This is a genomic window from Cupriavidus sp. GW821-FHT07C08 (assembly GCF_059419025.1).
This window is the reverse complement of sequence record NZ_JBWKQZ010000029.1, coordinates 89340-110403: the sequence shown is the minus strand read 5'-3', so window position 1 is coordinate 110403 and position 21064 is coordinate 89340. Positions and strand designations below refer to the sequence as shown.

General features: G+C 69.1%; 20 protein-coding genes. 8 read left to right on the top strand and 12 right to left on the bottom strand.

Features of this window, described 5'->3' with window-relative positions:
* Nucleotides 1–122: 122 nt before the first annotated feature.
* From AC07UK_RS29475 to AC07UK_RS29460, 4 genes are all read right to left on the bottom strand, one after another.
* The gene (locus AC07UK_RS29475; RefSeq protein ID WP_010811461.1) at nt 123–326 is read right to left on the bottom strand and encodes a hypothetical protein; all 204 of its coding nucleotides are present in this window, start codon (nt 324–326) and stop codon (nt 123–125) included.
* Between the two features lie 31 nt (nt 327–357).
* Complete coding sequence (locus AC07UK_RS29470; RefSeq protein WP_436220554.1) at nt 358–927, bottom strand: OB-fold putative lipoprotein; 570 nt, start codon at nt 925–927, stop codon at nt 358–360.
* Nucleotides 928–968: 41 nt separating this feature from the next.
* Nucleotides 969–2213: a glycosyltransferase gene (locus AC07UK_RS29465; protein ID WP_494686938.1), complete on the bottom strand. Its 1245-nt coding sequence runs from the start codon at nt 2211–2213 to the stop codon at nt 969–971.
* Between the two features lie 99 nt (nt 2214–2312).
* Nucleotides 2313–3272: a LysR family transcriptional regulator gene (locus AC07UK_RS29460; protein WP_436220556.1), complete on the bottom strand. Its 960-nt coding sequence runs from the start codon at nt 3270–3272 to the stop codon at nt 2313–2315.
* A 180-nt stretch (nt 3273–3452) separates the two neighbouring features.
* Here AC07UK_RS29460 and AC07UK_RS29455 point away from each other — a divergent pair, with 180 nt between their 5' ends.
* The 5 genes from AC07UK_RS29455 (at nt 3453) to AC07UK_RS29435 (ending at nt 9956) form a co-directional block, all read left to right on the top strand.
* Complete coding sequence (locus tag AC07UK_RS29455; RefSeq protein WP_436220557.1) at nt 3453–4427, top strand: Bug family tripartite tricarboxylate transporter substrate binding protein; 975 nt, start codon at nt 3453–3455, stop codon at nt 4425–4427.
* A gap of 45 nt (nt 4428–4472) precedes the next feature.
* The gene (locus AC07UK_RS29450; protein WP_436220558.1) at nt 4473–5675 is read left to right on the top strand and encodes a CaiB/BaiF CoA transferase family protein; all 1203 of its coding nucleotides are present in this window, start codon (nt 4473–4475) and stop codon (nt 5673–5675) included.
* A gap of 68 nt (nt 5676–5743) precedes the next feature.
* Entirely contained in the window at nt 5744–6517 is a 774-nt protein-coding gene (locus AC07UK_RS29445) for an enoyl-CoA hydratase/isomerase family protein (RefSeq protein ID WP_436223027.1), read from the top strand.
* Between the two features lie 55 nt (nt 6518–6572).
* A complete protein-coding gene (locus tag AC07UK_RS29440) occupies nt 6573–8927 on the top strand; it encodes an acyl-CoA dehydrogenase family protein (protein ID WP_494686939.1) in 2355 nt (784 codons plus the stop codon).
* Between the two features lie 33 nt (nt 8928–8960).
* Complete coding sequence (locus AC07UK_RS29435) at nt 8961–9956, top strand: Bug family tripartite tricarboxylate transporter substrate binding protein (protein WP_436220560.1); 996 nt, start codon at nt 8961–8963, stop codon at nt 9954–9956.
* Between the two features lie 42 nt (nt 9957–9998).
* Here AC07UK_RS29435 and mnmE read toward each other — a convergent pair whose 3' ends face one another.
* Both mnmE and AC07UK_RS29425 read right to left on the bottom strand, forming a co-directional pair.
* The gene (mnmE, locus tag AC07UK_RS29430; protein WP_436220561.1) at nt 9999–11426 is read right to left on the bottom strand and encodes a tRNA uridine-5-carboxymethylaminomethyl(34) synthesis GTPase MnmE; all 1428 of its coding nucleotides are present in this window, start codon (nt 11424–11426) and stop codon (nt 9999–10001) included.
* 72 nt (nt 11427–11498) lie between these two features.
* Complete coding sequence (locus tag AC07UK_RS29425) at nt 11499–12320, bottom strand: CHAD domain-containing protein (protein ID WP_494686940.1); 822 nt, start codon at nt 12318–12320, stop codon at nt 11499–11501.
* 174 nt (nt 12321–12494) lie between these two features.
* Here AC07UK_RS29425 and AC07UK_RS29420 point away from each other — a divergent pair, with 174 nt between their 5' ends.
* Nucleotides 12495–12932, top strand: a complete 438-nt coding sequence (locus AC07UK_RS29420; RefSeq protein ID WP_114136042.1) for a PaaI family thioesterase — start codon at nt 12495–12497, stop codon at nt 12930–12932.
* Nucleotides 12933–12963: 31 nt separating this feature from the next.
* Complete coding sequence (locus AC07UK_RS29415) at nt 12964–13350, top strand: VOC family protein (RefSeq protein WP_494686941.1); 387 nt, start codon at nt 12964–12966, stop codon at nt 13348–13350.
* Between the two features lie 4 nt (nt 13351–13354).
* On the opposite strand, the gene tam is transcribed toward AC07UK_RS29415, so the two are convergent.
* The 6 genes from tam to gatC all read right to left on the bottom strand — a co-directional run bounded on the left by tam (nt 13355) and on the right by gatC (nt 19236).
* Complete coding sequence (gene tam, locus AC07UK_RS29410; protein ID WP_494686942.1) at nt 13355–14125, bottom strand: trans-aconitate 2-methyltransferase; 771 nt, start codon at nt 14123–14125, stop codon at nt 13355–13357.
* 84 nt (nt 14126–14209) lie between these two features.
* On the bottom strand, nt 14210–15667 hold the full coding sequence (gatB, locus tag AC07UK_RS29405; RefSeq protein WP_494686943.1) for an Asp-tRNA(Asn)/Glu-tRNA(Gln) amidotransferase subunit GatB: 1458 nt from the start codon (nt 15665–15667) through the stop codon (nt 14210–14212).
* A gap of 90 nt (nt 15668–15757) precedes the next feature.
* Entirely contained in the window at nt 15758–16840 is a 1083-nt protein-coding gene (locus AC07UK_RS29400) for a dienelactone hydrolase family protein (RefSeq protein WP_436220565.1), read from the bottom strand.
* A gap of 17 nt (nt 16841–16857) precedes the next feature.
* Nucleotides 16858–17343, bottom strand: a complete 486-nt coding sequence (locus AC07UK_RS29395; RefSeq protein WP_494686944.1) for a hypothetical protein — start codon at nt 17341–17343, stop codon at nt 16858–16860.
* Nucleotides 17340–18845, bottom strand: coding sequence for an Asp-tRNA(Asn)/Glu-tRNA(Gln) amidotransferase subunit GatA (gatA, locus tag AC07UK_RS29390; protein ID WP_436220567.1), 1506 nt, complete (start codon nt 18843–18845; stop codon nt 17340–17342). Before gatA ends, AC07UK_RS29395 begins: the two co-directional genes overlap by 4 nt.
* Before the next feature lie 91 nt (nt 18846–18936).
* Nucleotides 18937–19236 carry an Asp-tRNA(Asn)/Glu-tRNA(Gln) amidotransferase subunit GatC gene (gatC, locus tag AC07UK_RS29385; RefSeq protein ID WP_035819367.1) on the bottom strand — a complete coding sequence of 100 codons (300 nt, stop codon included), beginning with the start codon at nt 19234–19236 and terminating at the stop codon, nt 18937–18939.
* A 602-nt stretch (nt 19237–19838) separates the two neighbouring features.
* On the opposite strand from gatC, the gene AC07UK_RS29380 reads away from it, so the two are divergent.
* Complete coding sequence (locus tag AC07UK_RS29380; RefSeq protein WP_008648066.1) at nt 19839–20882, top strand: rod shape-determining protein; 1044 nt, start codon at nt 19839–19841, stop codon at nt 20880–20882.
* The last annotated feature ends 182 nt before the right edge of the window (nt 20883–21064 follow it).

Below are 21064 nucleotides of genomic sequence, written 5' to 3'. Positions count from 1 at the left end.
CCTGCAAGACACAGTGGCCACCGCATACCTTCACACTGTAGGCGCCGGTACGCCGATCCAATCGTCCAAACAGAAGCGCAAAACGGCCGCTTCTGCGCCGGGGTGCGGGTTGGGGTGGTCCCTCAGCCGCCCGCGCCGCCGCCTTGCGCCAGCCGGCCCACCAGGACCAGGCAAAGCCCGGCAAGGCAGACCCCGATGACTGCGACCTGCAGCCGCGTGACGGGCCTGCCGCCAAACAGCGTCTGGCTGAGCCAGGCGGGCGAAACCACGCCGACGATGGTGGCCACCATGATCAGGATGGCAAGGACGGACAGAACGGATTGCATGGCGGGACTCCGGAATCTATGACAAGCGCGATCAGTTGGCGCCGCCGCGCAGCAGGCAGTCGCGCAGCAGCGGTGCGCCATCCGCCAGCCCGGCGCCATTGCATTCCAGCGCCACCTTCTGGCCGCGCCGCACCATGGTGGCTCGGGCTTCCACCTCGCACACCCGCCCTGCCGGGCCGCAGATCTGGCGTTGCAGCAGCAGTGCGCGCACATTCACGCCGGGATCGTTGGTGCGGATATCGACAAAGACCTGGTTGCCCTCGCGGCGAATACCGCTGGCGACGCCTTCGACGATCAGGTACTGGCCCAGGTAGCGGGTGTCGGCTTCCTTGGGGTTGTCGCGGTAGTCATTCAGCAGCGTGTCGGCCTGGAGCTGCGGCAGCCGGTCCGCGGGGCGCTCCGGATCGATGCTGATGGGGTCGAGCGTGCCATCGCGCGGCACCCCGCGCACCACGCTGGCCGGCACCGCGCTGGCTTCGGCCTGCGCCTCGGGCGCGGCACCGCCGACATCGTCGCGGCGGTCATTGCCGGCAAACCACAACATGCCAAGGACAGCCACGGCGACGATGGCAATAAGGATTTGCTGGGTACGGTTCAACATCGGAAGGTCCTGCGTCAGTGAATGCGGAAGGCGGAACGGGATTATGCGCCCTGCCTGCCGCAAAAGCGCTCAATCGCCGCCACGGCATGGTCGACGCCGCGCTCGGCGGCCATCGCGCGGCCCAGCGTGGCGGCCCGTTCGCGCGTGGCCGCTTGCTCGGCGAAGGCGATCATCGACGCCAGCCGCGGCGCGTCGATCTTGTGCCCGGCGACATAACGCGGCGCCACGCCCAGCGCCGCCAGCCGGCCCGCCCAGAAGAACTGGTCGCCCGCAAACGGCAGCACGATCGATGGGACGCCCGCTGCCGCGGCCGCATGCGTGGTGCCCGCACCGCCATGATGGATTGCCGCCGACACGCGCGGCAACAGCCAGTCATGCGGGGTGGCGCCCACCACGTGGAAGCTGGATGGCAACGCCGCCACGTCGATGCAGCTCCAGCCCGGATAGAACAGCGCGCGCCGGCCATCGACCGCCTGCACCAGCGCCGTCACCACCTTGTGCCGGTCAAAGCCCGCCATGCTGCCAAAGCCGATATACAGCGGCGCCTCGCCGGCCGCCAGGAAGTCGCGCAGCGGCGCGTCCGGTTGCCAGTCCGGCTGCGGCGGCATGGACCACGCGCCGCTCACCAGCCAGTCGTCATGCCAGTCATGCGGGCGCGGGACCAACTGCGGCGAGATCGCGTACAGCGTCGGAAAGTCCGCCCACATCGCCTTGCGCGCTGACGCGCCGAACAGCCTGGAGCGCGCCGCATTGGTCGCGCTGCGGAACATGCGCCACAGCACGAAATTGATCACGTGGTGGCTGGCGCGATTGGCCCACCCCGGCATCCTGAACGGCGGCAGCAGCGCGGACGGAAAGGCCCGCGTCGGCGAGATCGGGAACATGCCCGCGCCGATCACCGGCTTGCCCAACTGCTCGCCCACCGACAGCGCCACATACGCCGTCAGGCCCGAGAACACGATGCCATCGGCAGCGCGCGCGGCCTGCGCCAGCTGCGCCATCCACGCCTCGGTGTTGTCCTCGGCAATGCGCGCGAATGCCCGCGTGGCCTCGGCGACGTTGCCGCCTTCGGTCATCAGCTTGTGCAGCGCGCCGCCCGGCGCCAGCGTCTGCTGGATATCGCCTGCCATCGGCGCAAAGGCCAGGCCGTGCTCTGCCGCGAGCGTGGCTGCCGCGCGTTCGCCCAGCATCAGCACGTCGTGGCCGGCGGCGCGCAGGCCGAGGCCCAGCGCGACCATGGGGCGGCAGTCGCCCTGGGTACCGAAGGTGATCAGGATCAGGCGCATGGCGGGGAAAGGTGCAACGCAAAATCCGCATCGCAGCTTCGATTGTGGTGTTCACGACAGTTTACCCGGGCGTGGCTTGCGCGGCAGGCAGTACTCGCCTCAGGAAGCGTGTGCCGGCCACCGGCCATCGGCGACCAGGGCCTGCACGGTGTCGGAAATCAGCGCTTGCACGGTCGACGCGGCCATCGACAGTGGGGTGGTGGCAGAGCGGCACAGGTAGACCGGCCGCGAAATGCCGGGCTCGACGATCCGGGCCGCGGACAGCAAGCCGCTGCGCAATTCGCGGCGGACCGATGCATAGGACAGGATGGTGAAGCCGACCCCCGCCGCGGCCAGCTCGATCAACTGCGGAATGGCGTTGACTTCCGCCAGTACACGCAAGCTGACGTGATGGGATTTCGCGTAGCGGTCAATCAGCGCGCGCAGGCCATGCAGCCCGGCCGGCAGGAGCATGGCGTAGTCCGCCAGTTCGGCAAAGGCGACCTGGCCGACCGTGCCCGGACTGCCGGGGCCGTCATCCGGCGCCCCATGCAGCGCGCCGGGGGGACCCACCAGGACCAGGTCCTCGTCCAGCAGATGCTCGAACAGCAGCCCGGCGCCAGGATCCACCTGGAAGGTCAGGCCGATGTCGATGTGCCCGCTGAGCAGGCGCTCCGGGATATAGCCCGTGCTCAGTTCGATGATCTGGAGCTGGATCTTGTGCCAGCGCGCCAGCGTCTCGCGTACCAGCGCCAGCGTCAGGATTTGCGCCATGGACTGGGGCAGGCCGATCGCGACCCGGCCCGCCGGCTCGGCCACGAAGTCGCGGACATCCTCGCAGGCCAGGTCGACGCGCGTCAGGATGTCCTTGGCGTGACTCACGAAGCGCAGGCCGGCCGCCGTGGGCAGCACGCCCCTCTGGGTACGGTCGAACAGCCTGACGCGCAGTTCCTGCTCGAGTTGCTTGATCTGGAGGCTCAGCGCCGGCTGGGCCAGGTGCATGTGCTCGGCCGCCCGCGAGATCGAACCCGCGGACACGACGGCCAGGAAGCACCGCAAGTCCCGTATATCAATGGCCATGATGGGATTCCCAGCGAACGCGCGACAAGTCGGGGCTCAGTATATAAAAAATATATGCCTGGCATCGTGAAACGGTCTTTTACTTATAGCAAGGCCGGCGCCATAGTGGCAACCAGATTCCCCATCCCGCCGGGCAAGCGTGCCCGGCCAGGGCGCAAGGGAACCACACCGGAGACTGCCATGACATTCAGCCGCCGCACCCTGCTGCTCGGCACTGCCGCCGCCTTGCTGGCCCGGCACGGGTTTGCGCAGGGCTGGCCTTCCAGGCCAGTCAGGATCGTGGTGCCGTTCGCGGCGGGAGGTCCGGGCGATTTCGTCGCGCGCCTGGCCGCGAAGCATCTCGCGCAGGTGCTGACGCAGCCGGTCGTGGTCGAGAACAAGCCGGGCGCCAGCGGTAACCTGGGAGCGCAGCTCGTGCTGGACACGGAGGCCGATGGCCATACCCTGTTGCTGAACACGGTCGGCATGCAGGCGGTCAATCCCCTGATGTACCCGGCCGCGCGCTTCCTGCCGCAGCGCGATTTCGTGGCCATCGGCATTGCCGCCACCGTGCCGAACGTGCTGGTGGTCCATCCGGCCAAGCTCGGTGTCGCGACCATGAGCGACCTGGTCAGCCTTGGCAAGCTGCGGCCCGGCAACCTCACCTTTGCTACCTACGGGCCGGGGAGTTCTCCGCATATCTACGGTGCGCTGCTCCAGCGGCTGGCCGGCTTCTCCGCCATTGAAGTGCCGTACAAGGGCAGCGCGCCGGCCAGCAGCGATGTGATGGCGGGCCAAGTGGACTTCCTGTTCGACAGCATGACCACCTGCGTGGGCCAGATACAGGGCGGCAAGCTGAAGGGGCTGGCGATCACCTCGGCTGAGCGGTCGCCGCTGTTGCCGGCTGTCCCCACCATGAAGGAGGCGGGCTACGGCGGCCTGGACCTGAAGTACTGGCTGTCGCTCCAGGCTTCGGCCAGGACCCCGCCGGAGATCGTGTCCGCGCTGCGCCAGGCGCTGGCCAGGGCGCTGGCCGATCCCGCCTATCAGCGCGCGCTGGCCGCGCGTGGCGCAGAGCCCCTCCTGATCGCCCCGGCGCAAGTGCAGGCTTTTGTCGACCGCGATGCTGAACGCTGGACCGCCGCGGCCCGCAGCATTGGCATCCGGGCGGAATAGCCGCCACCTGGTCCTCTCATCCGATTCACATCCATTCCATTGCCCATGCTTGCGCTACAAGGAATTCGCGTGCTGGACCTGAGCAAGGTGCTGGCCGGCCCGCTGTGCGGCCAGTATCTCGGGGAACTCGGCGCCGATGTCGTCAAGGTCGAACCGATCGGCGTGGGGGACGACACCCGCGCCTGGCTGCCGCAGGAGCAGGGCCAGTCGGCCACCTTCCTGTCGGTCAACCACAACAAGCGCAGCATCGCGGTCGACCTCAAGACCGCCGAGGGACAGCAGATCGTGCAGACCCTGGCCGCCGGCGCGGACATCGTGCTGCAGGGCTTCGGCGGGGGCACCGCGGCCCGGCTGGGCGTGGACCATGACAGCCTGAGCGCGCGCAATCCCCGCCTGATCTACTGCGAGATCTCCGGCTACGGCCGCACCGGCCCGCTCGGCAACGAGCCCGGCTATGACGTCATGCTGCAGGCATTCAGCGGCATGATCAGCACCATGGGCGATCCGGCCGGCAAGCTGGCGCGCGCCAGTTTCTCTCCGGTCGACCTGGGCACGGGCATGCATGCCTTCAGTGGCATCCTGGCCGCGTTGATCGAGCGCGAAAAGACCGGGCAAGGCGTCTACCTGGAGGTCTCGCTGCTCGATACCGCGCTCGGCTTCATGGGCTACATGGCGCAGAACTACTGGCGCACCGGCCGGGCGCCGGCGCGCATGGGGACCGCGCACCCCGCCATGGCCCCGTACCAGGCCTTCGATGCGGCAGATGGCCCCCTCATGATCGGCGTCGGCAACGACGCCCAGTGGCGCCGCTTCTGCACGGTCGCCGGGCTGGACGACCATGTCGATGATCCCGCGTTCGCCACCAATGCGGCGCGCGTGGCCAACTTCGCGCGGACCGTGGATCTCGTGCAGCGCCGCATCGCCACGCAGCCGGTCGCGTTCTGGTTGCAGGCATTGCGCGCGGCAGGCGTGGCCTGCTCGCCCATCCACACACTCGACCAGGCCCTTGCCCACCCGCAACTGGAGGCGCGGCAGCTGGTGGTCGAATCGGAACACCCGGTGCTGGGCACGGTCCGGAACATGGGATTGCCGGTGCGGTTTCGCGACGGCGAGCGGCAGGCGCACCGCGCGCCGCCCTTGCTGGGGCAGCACACCGAGGAAATCTTGCGCGAGGCAGGCTATGGCGCCGACATGATCCGGCGCTACCAGGCCGACGGCATCGTGGCAGTCGCGGGATCCGTCACGTAGTGAGCGCGAGGCAAGCCCGCCCAACCCCAGCCAACTGAAGACCATCCGATAACCACCCAATGGAATCCATGTCCTCCATCCGCTATGCCGTGCGCGACCAGGTCGCTGAAATCCAGCTGGACAGCCTGCCAGTCAATGCGCTGAACGAGGCCATGATCGACGACCTGATCGGCGCCATGCGGCGCGCCGCCGAAGATGACTCGGTGCGCGCCGTCATTCTTGGCAGCGCCATCCCGCGCCGCTTCTGTGCCGGCCTGCGGCTCGATGCCGTGCAGCAGTCTTCGCCGAGCCAGCTCTATGCGCTGGTGGAGAAGCTCTATGTGGGGCTGTGCGAGGCGCAGTTCCAGCTGAAGAAGCCATCGATCGCGGCGGTCGAGGGCGCGGCGCGCGGCGGTGGCATGACCCTGGCCATCTCCTGCGACATGATCGTCGCGGCCGAGGACGCAACGTTTGGCTATCCCGAGATCGACGTCGGCATGATCCCTGCCATCCACTACACGCACCTGCCGCGCATCGTCGGACGCCACCGTGCCTTTGACCTGCTGTTCACCGGGCGCGCATTCGATGCCGACGAAGCCTGGCGGCTTGGCCTGGTCAGCCGCGTCGTGCCGCAGCCGGACGTCATGCGTGAAGCCCGGGCGCTGGCGCAATCCTTCTGCGAGAAGTCGCCCACCATCATGCGGATGGGCCGCGCGGCCTTCCTGCGCGCCAACGACTCAGACTACCGCCGCGGCGTAGCCGGTGCGGTGGAGAGCTTCGGGAATATCGCGGCAACCGACGACGCAAAGGAGGGCGTGGCGGCGTTCGTGGAGAAGCGCAAGCCGGCATGGTCGCCAGCGTGACTGTCATCCCGACAGGAGAACGCAACCCAGCAACGCATTCATCAAAGGGCCAACGATGTCAGATCATTCCCGCGCCGATCGCCTCGATGCATTCCGCCAGGAGGTTCGCAGTTTCCTGCGCGAGGCGGTCCCGCCCGATATCCGGGCCGCTTCGCGCGCCCATTGCCTGGTGACGCGCGAGCAGGCCGTGCGCTGGCAGCGGATCCTGCATGCGCGCGGATGGGCGGCGCCCGGCTGGCCGCGCGAGCATGGCGGCCCGGGGTGGTCGCTGGTGGAGCAGGCAATCTTCCGGGAAGAGCTGGCGGCCAGCGACGCGCCGCGCTATGACAATCTCGGCATCGATACCATCGGGCCCACGCTGATCCGCTACGGCACGCCCGAGCAATGCCGGCGCTTCCTGCCCGGCATGCTGTCCTTCGATGACTTCTGGGCGCAAGGCTATTCCGAGCCCGACGCCGGGTCCGACCTGGCGTCATTGCGCACCGTTGCGCGGCGCGATGGCGACGAATGGGTCGTCAATGGCAGCAAGATCTGGCAGACCCTGGGCCAGTGGGCCAACTGGGCGCTGGTGCTGGTCCGCACCGATCCGGCCGCCCGACGCAAGCAAGAGGGCATCTCGGTGCTGCTGATGGACCTGCGCGCACCGGGCGTGACGGTGCGGCCGATCCGCTTTATCAACGGCGCGCACTTCCACGTGCAGATGTTCTTCGACGACGTGCGGGTGCCCGCGGCCAACCTGGTGGGCGTGGAACACGCCGGCTGGTCGATCGCCAAGGGACTGCTGGTGATCGAGCGCCTGTTCGTCGCGCGGGTGGGGGACTGCAAGGCGGAGCTGGCCAGCGTCGCGAAACTGGCCGGCACATGGCGCCCGGGCCCCGGCGCACAGATCGAGGACGCTTTGCTGGCGCGCCGGCATGCCGAGCTGGATATTCGCATGCGCGCGCTCGAAGCCGCATGGTGGCCGGCGGTGCGGCTGGCCGAGCAGGGCGGCAGCCCGGAGCTGGAAGCCTCGCTGCTCAAGCTCGATGGCAACCTGCTGCTGCAGGACCTGCATACGTTCAAGCTGGATGCGCTGGGCGCCCGGACATTGCCCTTCGATCCCCGCGCGCTCGATGGCGAGCCCAGTCCGGAGTCACTTTCCCCTGGGCATGCCGAGAATTTTCCGCTGCACTACTGGCGCTATCGTGGCATCACGCTGGCGGGGGGCTCGTCGGAGATACAACGCCAGATTGTTGCCAAGGCTGTGTTCGGCGGACTGACCGAGATCGACCGTCCCCGCCAGGATGAGCTGGACGAGCAGCAGGCAATCATGGACGGCACCCTGCGCCGCTGGCTGGACAAGCACTACGCCTTCGAGCGCAGGCGCGAGACCGTGGCTGCCAGGGACGGCTTCGACCCCGCCGCATGGGCTGCCCTTGCCGACCTGGGCCTGACCGGGCTGCTGATCCCCGAGTGCGACGGCGGCCCGGGGGGCACCCTGTCCGACCTTTTGCCATTGCTGGAGGCGCTCGGCGAGGCCCTGGTGGTGGAGCCCATGCTCTGGAGCGCGGTCCTCGGCACGCAGGTCCTGCTTGGCGCGGAGAACGCAGCAGGAAGCGGACCGCTGCTCGCAGCGCTGGCCGGCGGCCGGGTCCGCTGCGCGCTGGCTTATCGTGAGGGTCAGTCCCATCGCGACGCCCACCATCCCGAAACCGTTGCGCGCAGGGACGGCACGCGCTGGCGCCTGCAAGGCGTCAACCGGCTGGTGATGGGCGCCGCCCAGGCGCAGCATCTGTTCGTGACGGCTTGCCTGCCTGAAGGCGGGCTGGCGCTGTTCGATGTGCCGAGCCACGCGGCCGGTGTCGGCATGCGCGCCTATCAGCTCCACGACGGGCGCAGCGCGGCGGATGTCCGCTTCGACGACGTCGAACTGCCTGCGTCCGCGCTGCTCTGCGGCGCAGACCACGCCACGGTGTTGCTGGACGACGCGCTGGAACTTGCCACCCTCGCCCTCTGCGCGGAAAGCATCGGAGCCATGCGGCGATCGCTTGCCCTCACGGTTGAGTACATGCGCACGCGCAAGCAGTTCGGCCGCACCCTGTCAGAGCAGCAAGTGCTTCAGCACCGGGTCGTCGACCACTATCGCGGCTGGCATGCCGCGCGCCAGCTGGTGCGCGAAGCCGTTGCTGGCTGGAGCCTGGTGCCGCCGGCCGAGCGCTCGCGCCGCGTCAGCGCCGCCAAGTACATGGTTGGCCAGGCCAGCCGAGCGCTTGCGCTCGACGCCCTGCAACTGCATGGGGCGATCGGCATGCAGGATGAAACCCCGATCAGTCACTACAGCAAGCGCCTGATGGCCAACGATGCACTGCTCGGCAATGCCTCGGCGCATCTCGGGCGGTTTGCCGATGCCGGCCATCGCTCGCAGGCGTGAACAGGACAACACTGAGAAGAAGGAGGCAATGCCATGCAAGCACTCCGCAGTACCAGGCGCCTGGCGCTCGCACTTGCCGCTGCCCTGGGCGCAATGATGGTGGCCCCGGCCGTGTCCGCGCAAACGGGCGCGGCGTGGCCTGCGCGGCCGGTCACCATCATCGTGCCGGGCGCGGCAGGGGGCACGATCGATATTCCCATCCGCCTGCTCGCGCAGAAACTGAGCCTTCGCCTTGGCCAGCCTGTCATCGTTGACAACCGGCCCGGCAGCGGGGGCATCATCGGCACGCAGGCGGCGCTACGCGCGCCCGCCGACGGCTACACGCTGCTGGCCGGGAATGTCGGGCCGCAGGCGATCAACTACAGCGCCTACAAGAGCCTGCCGTACAAGCCGGACGACCTGGTGGGGATTACCGATGTCATCTCCTTTCCCAGTGTCCTGGTCGTCAACGCACAGTCGACGATCCGGAGCGCCGCCGACCTGGTCGCGCAAATGCGGGCGCAGGCCGGAAAGCTGTCCTTCGGCTCCTCCGGCATCGGCCAGACCAGCCACCTGACCGGCGAACTGCTCAAGCAGCGCACGGGAACGGATGCCATTCACGTTCCCTATCGCGGCTCCACGCCGGCGACCACCGCGCTGCTGGCCGGTGAAACGACTTTCCAGTTTGACAACCTGACACAGGCCTTGCCGCATATCCGGGCCGGCAAGCTGCGCCCGCTCGCCGTGACGTCCGCACGGCGAATCCCCAGCCTGCCCGAGGTGCCGACCATGGAGGAGGCTGGGGTGGGCAACCTCTTGTCGACGGCGTGGATCGGCATCTTTGTGAAAGCCGGCACACCGCCGGAGATTGCAGCCAGGCTTCATGAGCACCTGGTCGCGGTCTTGCGCGCCCCGGACATGGCTGCCGAAATCAGCCGGATGGGCGGCATTCCAGGCGGGCAGACGCAGGAGAAATTCGCCGCTTTTGTCACGGCGGAACGCCTGCGCTGGAGCGAAACCATCAAGACGTCGCACCTGAGCCTGGATTGAGGGCAGGCGTCGGCGCCTGGCTTGATCGTCCGGCGCTGCGGCTTATTTTCCGATGCAGAAGCGCGTGAAGATCGTCCCCAGCAGGTCATCGCTGGTGAATTCACCCGTAATGCTGTTCAGGCAATCCTGCGCCAGCCGCAGCTCTTCGGCAAACAAGTCCAGCGCCTGCGCCTGGTGCTCGGCCTGCTCCGCGGCGATATCCAGGTGCGATTGCGCATTCCGCAGCGCCGTCAGGTGCCGTTCGCGCGCCAGGAAGTTGCCTTCATTGCCTGACTGCCAGCCCACCATGCGCAGCAGTTCACGGCGCAGCAGTTCAATGCCGGCCCCGGTGCGTGCCGAGATCCAGATCTCGGTCGGGTTGGGGCCATTGGCGGCGACCACGTGCGGGCGGTTGCCGCCGAAGACGACATCGCCGACCGCGGGCGCCTTGTCGATCTTGTTGACGATGCGCACGATCGGCGAGCCCGGCGGCAGCTGGCCGCTGAGCTGGTCGTCGATGGCGTCGTCGGACTCGGACAGGCCGTGGCGCAGGTAGTCGGTGGCGTCGACCAGGTGCAGCACGATATCGGCGCGGCGGATGGCGTCCCAGGTGCGTTCGATGCCGATGCGCTCGACTTCGTCGGCGGCGTGCTCGCGCAGGCCGGCGGTGTCGATGATATGCAGCGGGATGCCGTCGATCTGGATGGTCTCGCGCACGCGGTCGCGCGTGGTGCCGGCGATGGGCGTGACGATGGCCAGCTCCGCGCCGGCCAGCGCGTTCAGCAGCGACGACTTGCCCACGTTGGGCTGGCCCGCCAGCACCACCGACAGGCCCTCGCGCAGCAGCGCGCCCTGGCGCGCCTGCGCCAGCACGCCGCCAAGTTCAGTGCGGATGGTGGCAAGCTGGCCGCGGGCGTCGGACTGCTCCAGGAAATCGATCTCTTCTTCGGGGAAGTCCAGCGTGGCTTCCACCAGCATGCGCAGGTGGATGACCCTATCCACAAGCTGGCGGATAGCGTTGGAGAACTCGCCCTCCATCGAACGCGCCGCTGAGCGCGCCGCGGCCTCGGTGCTGGCCTCGATCAGGTCGGCGACAGCCTCGGCCTGGGCCAAGTCGAGCTTGTCGTTGAGGAAGGCGCGCCGCGTGAACTCGCCGGGCTCTGCTAGGCGCAGGCCGATGCCGTCGCCCGCCTGCAGGCAGCGCGTCAGCAGCATCTGCATCACCACCGGGCCGCCGTGGCCCTGCAGCTCGAGCACTTCCTCGCCGGTATAGGAATTGGGCGCCGGGAAATACAGCGCCAGGCCGTGGTCGATGACCTTGCCATGGCCATCGAGGAACGGCAGGTAGGTGGCGTGGCGCGGCTTCAGCGCCTGGCCGCAGACGGCGCGCATCACGGGGCCGACATCGGGGCCCGACACGCGCACCACGCCGATGCCGCCGCGTCCGGGCGCGGTGGCGATGGCGGCAATGGGAACCTGGGGAGCAGTCATGGCGGTATTGTCGCAGATCGGGTGCAGTTGGCGTGGCACGCGGTGGGCAGGCCGCCATGGCGGGCGGGGTGGTCAGCTGGCGCCGGGCAGCGGCTGCGGCGGCGCCTCGTCCGGCATTGCCTGCGCCTGCAGGCAGTCGGCCAGCAGCCGGCGCGCGACGATGCCGTCGACAAAGCTGCCGAGCTTTGCCTGCCGTTTGACCAGCTTGCGATGCAAGTCCTTGCTGTAGCGGGATGGCAGCACTGGCGCGAACGCCTCGATCACATAGCGCAGTCGCTTGCCGGCGATGCGCAGTTCATGCACCGCGCGAGGATTGCCGCGGCGTGCAGCCTTTGCCAGCGCGCGCAGGCGCTTGCGGCCGCGACGCACGCGCTTGCGCGCGAGGGGCCCGAGGCGGCCGCCGTCACTGCGGGTGTGGGCGGCCAGATGGGCCAGGTGCGCCAGGTCGCGGTGCAGCGCGGGCAGTGGCCAGTCACGGTAACCGGCCAGGGCCGACAGCATGGTTTGCCGTGCGGTGTCGCGGCGCTCACGGGCGGTGTCGGCGATGGCCGACAGCACGGTATCGTCCGGTTCCAGTTTGCGTGCCGGGGCAATGGTCTCGGCCAGGAACACGTCCCAGTCGCGCACGTCGCTGGTGGCGCGCGCCAGCATGCGCAGGTCTTGCTTCCAGCGATCACGCTCCTGCCGCGGCAACGACGGCCCCAGGGCCCAGAGCACCGCGCGCGCATGGCGCACCGCCACGCGCAGCGCGTGCAGGTCTTCGGCCTCATCGCGGTGCAACAACTGGGCCAGGCTTGCTTCCATGCGCGCCAGGCTTGCCTGCGTCAGTGCGGCAAAGGCGGCGGCGGGCCGCGTCTTGCTGCGTAGTGTGGGGGGATGGGCGTCGGCGATCATGGCGGGCTGCATGCGCTCAGCCGCGCATGCGGGTCGCGGATGCTTCCAGTGTAGGCGACAGCACGCCGGCCCGCTTCGGCGCGGCGTAAAAGGCGCATGGATGGTTGACAGCCCGGCGCCTTCACGCTGCAATGCGCACATCCCGGTGATGCAGTGACCCGACAAGGAACAGCCATGACCACCGAACAGGAACGGCTTCTGCTGCGCGACACCATCGAGGCGGGCTTTCGCCAGGCCGCTTTCGTCAACGACGTCGGCATCACGCTGGCGGACTGCGGGCCCGGCTGGTGCGAATCCACGCTGGCGATTACGCCGCGCCACCTGCAGCATGGCGGCATCGTCCATGCGGGCGTGCAGGCCACCATCGCGGACCACACCGCGGGCGCGGCGGCATCCACCATCCTGGAGGCAGGCCAGCACGTGGTCACCGCGGAATTCAAGATCAACCTGCTCAGGGCCGTGCGCAGCGAACGGCTGCGCTGCCGTGCCGATGTGCTCAAGTCCGGCCGCGCCATCATCGTGGTGGAGGCGGATGTCTTTGCCGACGTCCACGGTGAATCCGTGCTGGTCAGCCGCCTGAACGCCACCATGAGCGTGCTGGACCTGGCCTGAGCGTCCTCCCACCCTTGAAAGGAAGCGACCCATGATCGACCACACCGGCGTAAGCGTCAGCGACTACGGCAAGAGCCGCGCCTTCTACCAGGCGGCGCTGGGCGCCATCGGCTATGTGCTGGACAAGGAATTCCCGGCCAGCGTCACCGGCAGCACCGACGTGGCCGGCTTCGGCCCGCCGGGCCGACCCGACTTGTGGATCCACCGCGGCACGCCCAACCAGCCGCCGCTGCACGTGGCCTTCCGCGTGGACAGCCGCGAGACCGTCGATGCCTTCCATCGCGCGGCGCTGGCCGCGGGCGGGCGCGACAACGGCGCGCCGGGCATCCGCGCGCATTACCATCCCGACTACTACGGCGCCTTCGTGCTGGACCCGGACGGGCACAACATCGAAGCGGTCTGCCACAAGCCCGCGTAGGGCCTCAGCGCGTCGCGACGATGAACAGGCGCGGGAACGGCAGCAGCACCGACCCGTCCGGCAGCGCCGGGTACGCCTTGGCAATCTCGGCTTCGTAGCGCGCCAGGTAGGCGGCGCGCTCGGCCTCGTCCAGCGGCTGCAGGAAGGGGCGCAGGCCGCTGCCCTTGAACCACTCCACCACCGCGGCCGGGCCGCCGGCCAGCGGGTGGTGGTACGTGGTCAGCCATACATCCACGCGCTGGCACAGCGGGCGCAGCAGCTCGTAGTACCACTGCGCCGGGGCGCGCTCGGCGCGGGCCTTGCTGGCGCCGGCGAGCTTTTCGGCCCACGGGCCTTCCGCCGCCACCTGGCGCATCAGCCGGTGCGCGGGTTCTTCCAGGTTGTCCGGCATCTGCACGGCCAGCGTGCCGCCGGGAGCGAGCCTGGATACCAGTGCCGGGAACAGGCTGGCGTGGTCAGGCAGCCACTGCAGCACGGCATTGGCCAGGATCACGTCATAGGGCCCGGCCTCGTCCCAGGCGCCGATGTCGGCGACGCGGAACTGCACGTCGGGCAGGCGCTTGCGCGCCGCGTCGACCATGTCCTGCGAGCTGTCCAGCCCGGTCACCGACGCCCCCGCATAGCGCGCCAGCAACACCTCGGTGGAATTGCCCGGCCCGCAGCCGATATCCACCGCGCTGCGCGCGGTCTGATTGGGGATGGCAGCCACCAGGTCGCGGACCGGGCGGGTGCGTTCGTCTTCGAAGGCGACGTATTGGTGGGCGGACCAGCTCATGGGGATCTCCTGACGCTTAGGGCAGGCCAGTAGGATACGCCTGCCGCTGGCGGTTCGCTGGGCTGTCAGCCCGCCCTTTCCCCATTACCCCAGTTTCTTCTTCAGCAGCTCATTCACCTGCGCCGGATTGGCCTTGCCCTTGGTGGCCTTCATCGCCTGCCCGACCAGCGCATTGAACGCCTTCTCCTTGCCCGCGCGGAATTCCTCGACCGACTTGCCGTTGGCCGCCAGCACGTCGTCGATGATCTTCTCCAGCTCGCCGCTGTCCGACATCTGCTTCAGCCCCTTGGCCGCGATGATGGCATCGGCATCGCCGCCATGCTCGCCGGCCCACATCGCCGGGAACACATCCTTCTTGGCGGTGTTGTTCGACACCGTGCCGTCCGCAATGCGCGTCAGCAGCTTCGCCAGTTGCGCCGGCGTGACCGGCGCGGCATCGATGGCGATGCCTTCGCGGTTGAGCTGCGAGGCCACGTCGCCCATCAGCCAGTTGGCCGCAGGCTTGGCATTGGTCGCGCCGGCGTCGGCCACCACGGCCTCGTAGTAGGCGGCGAAGGCCTTGGTGGCGGTCAGCGTGGTGGCGTCATACGCCGACAGACCGTACTGCGAGACAAAGCGCGCCTGCATCGCGGCCGGCAATTCGGGCAGTTCGCCGCGCACGCGGTCCACCCAGCCGGCATCGATTTCCAGCGGCATCAGGTCCGGATCGGGGAAGTAGCGGTAGTCGTGCGCGTCTTCCTTGGTGCGCATCGCGCGGGTCTCGCCGGTATCCGGGTCGAACAGCACGGTGGCCTGCTGGATCTTGCGGCCGTCCTCGATCTCGGCGATCTGCCACTGCACTTCGTACTCGATGGCCTGCTGCAGGAAGCGGAACGAGTTCAGGTTCTTGATCTCGCGGCGGGTGCCGAATTCCTTCTGGCCGAGCGGGCGCACCGACACGTTGGCGTCGCAGCGGAAGCTGCCTTCCTGCATGTTGCCGTCGCAGATGCCCAGCCACACCACCAGCGAGTGCAGCGTCTTGGCATAGGCCACGGCTTCGGCGGCGCTGCGCATGTCGGGCTCGGTGACGATTTCCAGCAGCGGGGTGCCGGCGCGGTTCAGGTCGATGCCGGTCATGCCGGCAAAGTCCTCGTGCAGGGACTTGCCCGCGTCTTCTTCCAGGTGGGCGCGGGTCAGGTTGACGGTCTTCTCGTAGAACTCGCCCTTCTTGCCTTCGACCTGGATGGTGATGGTGCCGCCCTGTACCACCGGGATCTCATACTGGCTGATCTGGTAGCCCTTGGGCAGGTCGGGGTAGAAGTAGTTCTTGCGCGCAAAGATGCTGCGCGGCGCGATGGTGGCGCCGATCGCCAGGCCGAACTGGATGGCGCGCTCGACCGCGCCCTTGTTGAGCACCGGCAGCACGCCCGGCAGCGCCAGGTCCACCGGCGAGGCCTGCGTGTTGGCCTCGGCCCCGAAGGCGGTGGAGGTGCCGGAAAAAATCTTGGAGGCCGTCGAAAGCTGAGCGTGCGTTTCGAGGCCGATCACCACTTCCCATTGCATGGCGGTATTCCTGTTCGGTTCTTTCGGTTCTGTCTGTTGCGGTGGAGCGGCGGCGCCGCCCCGGGGTTCAGTCTGGTCTTGCCCCGGCCCTCAGGGGTCGGGGCTGGCAAGCCATGAGTCGAGCTGGGCCAGCGCGGCCACGCGGGCCACCGCATCGCCGCCGACGGTGACGCCCTGGGTCTTGCGCATGCCTGCCGGTACGTCGCGGCGCATATGCAGCTCGCTGGTGCCGTCAAAGCCGTGATAGGCGCCCGGGTAGATCTCAAGCCGGAAGCGCGCGCCCGGCTGGCGCGCCAGCACCGCGCTCTGCAGCATGGCGCAGCGGGTGGCGGGGGTCCAGTCGTCGGCGCCGCCGATCATCAGCAGCATCGGCGCGCGCAGGCGGTAGTTGTGCTGCTGCACGGCGCGCTTGCAGCCCGGGTAGAACGCCACGGCGCGCTCCACCTGGGGCGTGCCGGCCGGCCACGGGCGGCTGGCATCGACGGTGGCCAGCACCGCCTGCGCGCCATTGGACCAGCCCAGCAGCACGATGCGCGCGGTGTCGACCGCCGGCTGCTGCGCCACCCAGCGCAGCGCGGCCAGCGCATCGGCGCGGCGCGTGCGGTCGTCGATGCCGCGCGTGTCGATGGGGTCGGAGCAAATGCCGTGGGGCCTGCCGCGCGCGCTGAAGCTGTCGGGCATCAGCACGGCATAGCCGCGCTCGGTCAGCCAGTGTGCGTATTCGCGGTAGCGTTGCTGCAGCATTCCGGAAACGTCCGCCTTGTCGGTCCCCGCTGCGCTCGCGCGCGAGGGGCGCGCGGACAGCAGGCCGCCGCAGCCGTGCAAGGCCACCACCACGGGCAGCGCGCGCGCGGTGGTGCCTTCGCGCGGCAGGAACCAGTAGGCGGTCAGCGCGGGCGTGGCCGCATCGCCGCGCAGCTCGACGCGCTGCGCGGGCACGGATGCCGTTGCCGCAGATCCTGGCGCGGCCCGGCTCACCGCATTCGGCGCCAGCACGCCGGCAGGCGTCAGCGGCGCCGGCTGCCCCAGCGCCGGGGCGGGCAGGTCCTGTGTATGCGCGGATGCGCCGGCCAGCCATGCGCCCAGCCCCAGTGCCACCACGGCGCGCAGCACCGCCACCGCCGGGCGGGCGGTGCGCGGCGAGCGTTGCGGGGTGGCGGGTGCGTGGGTCATGGCCGGCTTCGGTGGCTTCAGCGCGTGCGGGCGCAGGCGCCGCTGCCCGGCTCGAACATCACGGGCCAGGCTTCTTCGTAGATGCCGGGGGTGCAGCGCTGCTGGCAATTGGCGTGCGCCAGCGTGACGCGGCGCGGGTCCTGCCAGACCATCAGCTTGCAGCCGCTGCCGTCACTGGCGCGCAGCTCGATATGCGGCTTCTTCTGGACCTGGCGGAAGTCCGCCAGGTTGAAGCTGCACGAGCCGCGCTTGCCTACCCACAGCTTCCACGACAGCTGCTGCACGCTGTTGTTCGACACGCGCAGCTGGGCGTCTTCGCGGAAGCCGTCTTCCTCGGTGCGGCGGCAGTCGCCGGCCAGGTCGATGTCGCGGCTGGCGATCGGAGCCGGGGGCGCAGGCCGTCCCAGCCCGCCCGGCAGCGGGATGCAGCCGGCCACCGCCGCGGCGAGCGCGGCCGCGGCCATCAGGCGCAGGGTCAGCGAGGAGCGCGCGGTCATGTTCATGCCTTGCCCGGACGGCGCAGGTGCCAGTCGGTCGCCTGCTGGAACGCGTGCGCGGTCTGCAGCAGGCGCGCTTCGTCGAAGTAGTTGCCGATCAGCTGCAGGCCCACCGGCATGCCGGCTTCGCCGAAGCCGCACGGCACGCTCATGCCGGGCAGGCCGGCCAGGCTGGTGGACAGCGTGAAGATGTCGGCCAGGTACATCTGCACCGGGTCCGAGGTCTTCTCGCCCAGCTTCCACGCCACCGTCGGCGCCACCGGGCCCATGATCACGTCGCACTGGGCGAAGGCGCGCTGGAAGTCGTCGGCGATGATGCGGCGGATCTTCTGCGCCTGCAGGTAGTAGGCGTCGTAGTAGCCGTGCGACAGCACATAGGTGCCGACCATGATGCGGCGCTTGACCTCGGCGCCGAAGCCTTCGGCGCGGCTCTTCTTGTACATGTCGAGCAGGTCGCGGTACTCGGCCGCGCGGTGGCCGTAGCGCACGCCGTCAAAGCGCGACAGGTTGGACGAGGCCTCGGCCGGGGCGATCACGTAGTACACCGGGATCGACAGCTCGGTCTTGGGCAGCGTCACCTCGACCAGCGTGGCGCCCAGCTTTTCATACTCGGCCAGCGCGGCGCGCACGGCCTGCTCGACGTCGGCCGACAGGCCCTTGCCGAAGTATTCCTTCGGCAGGCCGATGCGCAGCCCGGCCAGCGGGCGCTCGGCGGTGGCGCCGGCGCGCGGCTGGCCCAGCAGGCGGGTGTAGTCCTCGTCCACGCCGCCTTGCGCGGGCGTGATGCTGGTGGAGTCCCTGGGGTCGAAGCCGGCCATGGCGTTGAGCAGCAGCGCGCAGTCTTCGGCGCTATGGGCCATCGGGCCGGCCTGGTCCAGCGACGAGGCGAAGGCGATCATGCCGTAGCGCGACACGCGGCCGTAGGTCGGCTTGATGCCGGTGATGCCCGAGAACGACGCCGGCTGGCGGATCGAGCCGCCGGTGTCGGTGCCGGTGGCGGCGGGCGCCAGGCCCGCAGCGACTGCCGCGGCCGAGCCGCCCGACGAGCCGCCGGGCACGCGGCTGGTGTCCCACGGGTTGCGCACCGGGCCGAAATGCGAGTTCTCGTTGGACGAGCCCATCGCGAACTCGTCCATATTGGTCTTGCCCAGCGTGACCATGCCGGCCGCGGCCATGCGCTCGACCACGGTGGCGTCGAACGGGCTTTCATAGTTGCCCAGCATCTTCGAGCCGGCGGTGGCACGCCAGCCGCGCGTGACGAACACGTCCTTGTGCGCGACCGGCACGCCGGTCAGCGGCGCGGCCTCGCCGCGGGCGCGGCGTTCATCGGCGGCGCGCGCCTGCGCCAGGGTGCGCTCGGCATCGACGTGGATAAAGGCGTTGAGCGCGGCGGCCTGCTCGATGCGGGCCAGGTACTCGCGCGCGAGTTCCTCGGCGGAGACGGAGCGCGCGGCCAGCGCATCGGCAAGCTGGCGCAGGGAGGTCACGGAATCAGCGGAAAAGGGCATGACAGTCGGTTGGCATCAGGGGTAGCGTACTGGCGGGTGGCCGGCGGCGGACAGGCTTGCACGGGTGCGTCGGGTCCGGGCCGGGCGGCGGTCATTCGATGACCTTGGGCACCAGGTACAGGCCGTCTTCGGTGGCCGGCGCGGGGCGCTGGTAGTCGGCGCGGCGGTCGGATTCGGTGACCACGTCCTCGCGCAGGCGCTGGACCATGTCGCGCACGGCAGACAGCGGGTGGGCCAGCGGCTCGATGCCGGTGGTGTCGACCGCCTGCATCTGCTCGACCAGCGAGAAAAAGTTGTTCAGCTGCGCAAGCGTCTGGGCGGCCTCGTCATCGCTGGTTTCGATGCGGGCCAGGTGGGCGATGCGCTTGACGTCGGATAGAGCGAGGGCCATGGCGTGGTGGTTCGGATGCTCGGATGCGGGGGGCGCGGGCTGCGCCGGCGGCTGGCTCATGGGGCGGCTGCGTCGCACGGCCCGTGGCCTGACCGGGGGCGCCGGAGTGGCGCCCCGGAGTCGTCGGAATTACAGGTATTTTCAGGCCGTAAACGCCCGAAGCAGCAGGAATTATAAGGTATCATTGCGAGTTACCGACCCTTGGCAACGCCTACGTCACATGGCCGCAAACCGGCCGCTGGCCGGCACGCCTGCGCCTGGCATCCACAGGCGCCCGAAGGGCGAACCTGGGTCCTCTGATTAGGCCTCTGCAGCCGGCCAGCGCATGTCGCATGTCAACGACATTGTGCGCCGGTGTCTGCACATTTCCGCGAACTTTTCCGCGGGGTCTAATCAAAGGTTCCCGTAGTGCCGGCGCGCACAGTGCGCCGGCGGTGCCGTTCCCAATCCCATTCCGGCCCGGGCAGGCCCCGTGCCGGACGGCGGGCGGACCGGGAAGCCGGGAACCATTCCGTATTCAACACAACGTATTTCGTGGCCGGACCGCCCGCGGTGCCGGCCGCTTCGCCTACCCGCGAACACCACCACAGACAGGATTCCTGATGTTCGGATTTCTCCGCAGCTACTTCTCCAACGACCTGGCGATCGACCTCGGCACCGCCAATACGCTGATCTACATGCGCGACAAGGGCATCGTGCTGGACGAGCCCTCGGTCGTCGCGATCCGCCAGGAAGGCGGCCCCAACGCCAAGAAAACCATCACGGCGGTGGGCAAGGAAGCCAAGCAGATGCTGGGCAAGGTGCCGGGCAACATCGAGGCGATCCGCCCGATGAAGGACGGCGTGATTGCCGACTTCACCGTCACCGAGCAGATGCTCAAGCAATTCATCAAGATGGTGCACGACAGCAAGCTGCTGCGGCCGAGCCCGCGCATCATCATCTGCGTGCCGTGCGGCTCGACCCAGGTCGAGCGCCGCGCCATCCGCGAATCGGCGCTGGGCGCCGGCGCCAGCCAGGTCTACCTGATCGAGGAGCCGATGTCGGCCGCGATCGGCGCCGGCCTGCCGGTGTCGGAACCGTCGGGCTCGATGGTGGTGGATATCGGCGGCGGCACCACCGAGGTGGGCATCATCTCGCTGGGCGGCATGGTCTACAAGGGTTCGGTGCGTGTGGGCGGCGACAAGTTCGACGAGGCCATCGTCAACTACATCCGCCGCAACTACGGCATGCTGATCGGCGAACAGACCGCCGAAGCCATCAAGAAGGAAATCGGCTCGGCCTTCCCGGGCTCCGAAGTCCGCGAGATGGAAGTCAAGGGCCGCAACCTGTCCGAAGGCATCCCGCGCGCCTTCACGGTGTCGTCCAACGAAATCCTGGAAGCCCTGACCGATCCGCTCAACCAGATCGTGTCGGCGGTGAAGATCGCGCTGGAACAGACCCCGCCCGAACTGGGCGCCGACATCGCCGAGCGCGGCATGATGCTGACCGGCGGCGGCGCGCTGCTGCGCGACCTGGACCGCCTGCTGGCCGAAGAAACCGGCCTGCCGGTGCTGGTCGCCGAAGACCCGCTGACCTGCGTGGTGCGCGGCTCCGGCATGGCGCTGGAACGCATGGACAAGCTCGGCAGCATCTTCTCCTACGAGTAAGAAGGACGCTCACGTGGCGATGCGCGGCCTGCCGGATCCAGCGATCAGGGCGGCGTCGCGGCGCCTCACCCGCCGGGGCCAGGCCCCGGCAGCTCCCGCCGCCCGACCGTGCCGCTCCCGTCCCAGCAAGGGACCCGGGCGCGGCACGGCGGGCGGCGGGGCGTTTCCGCGTGGGCTCCGGC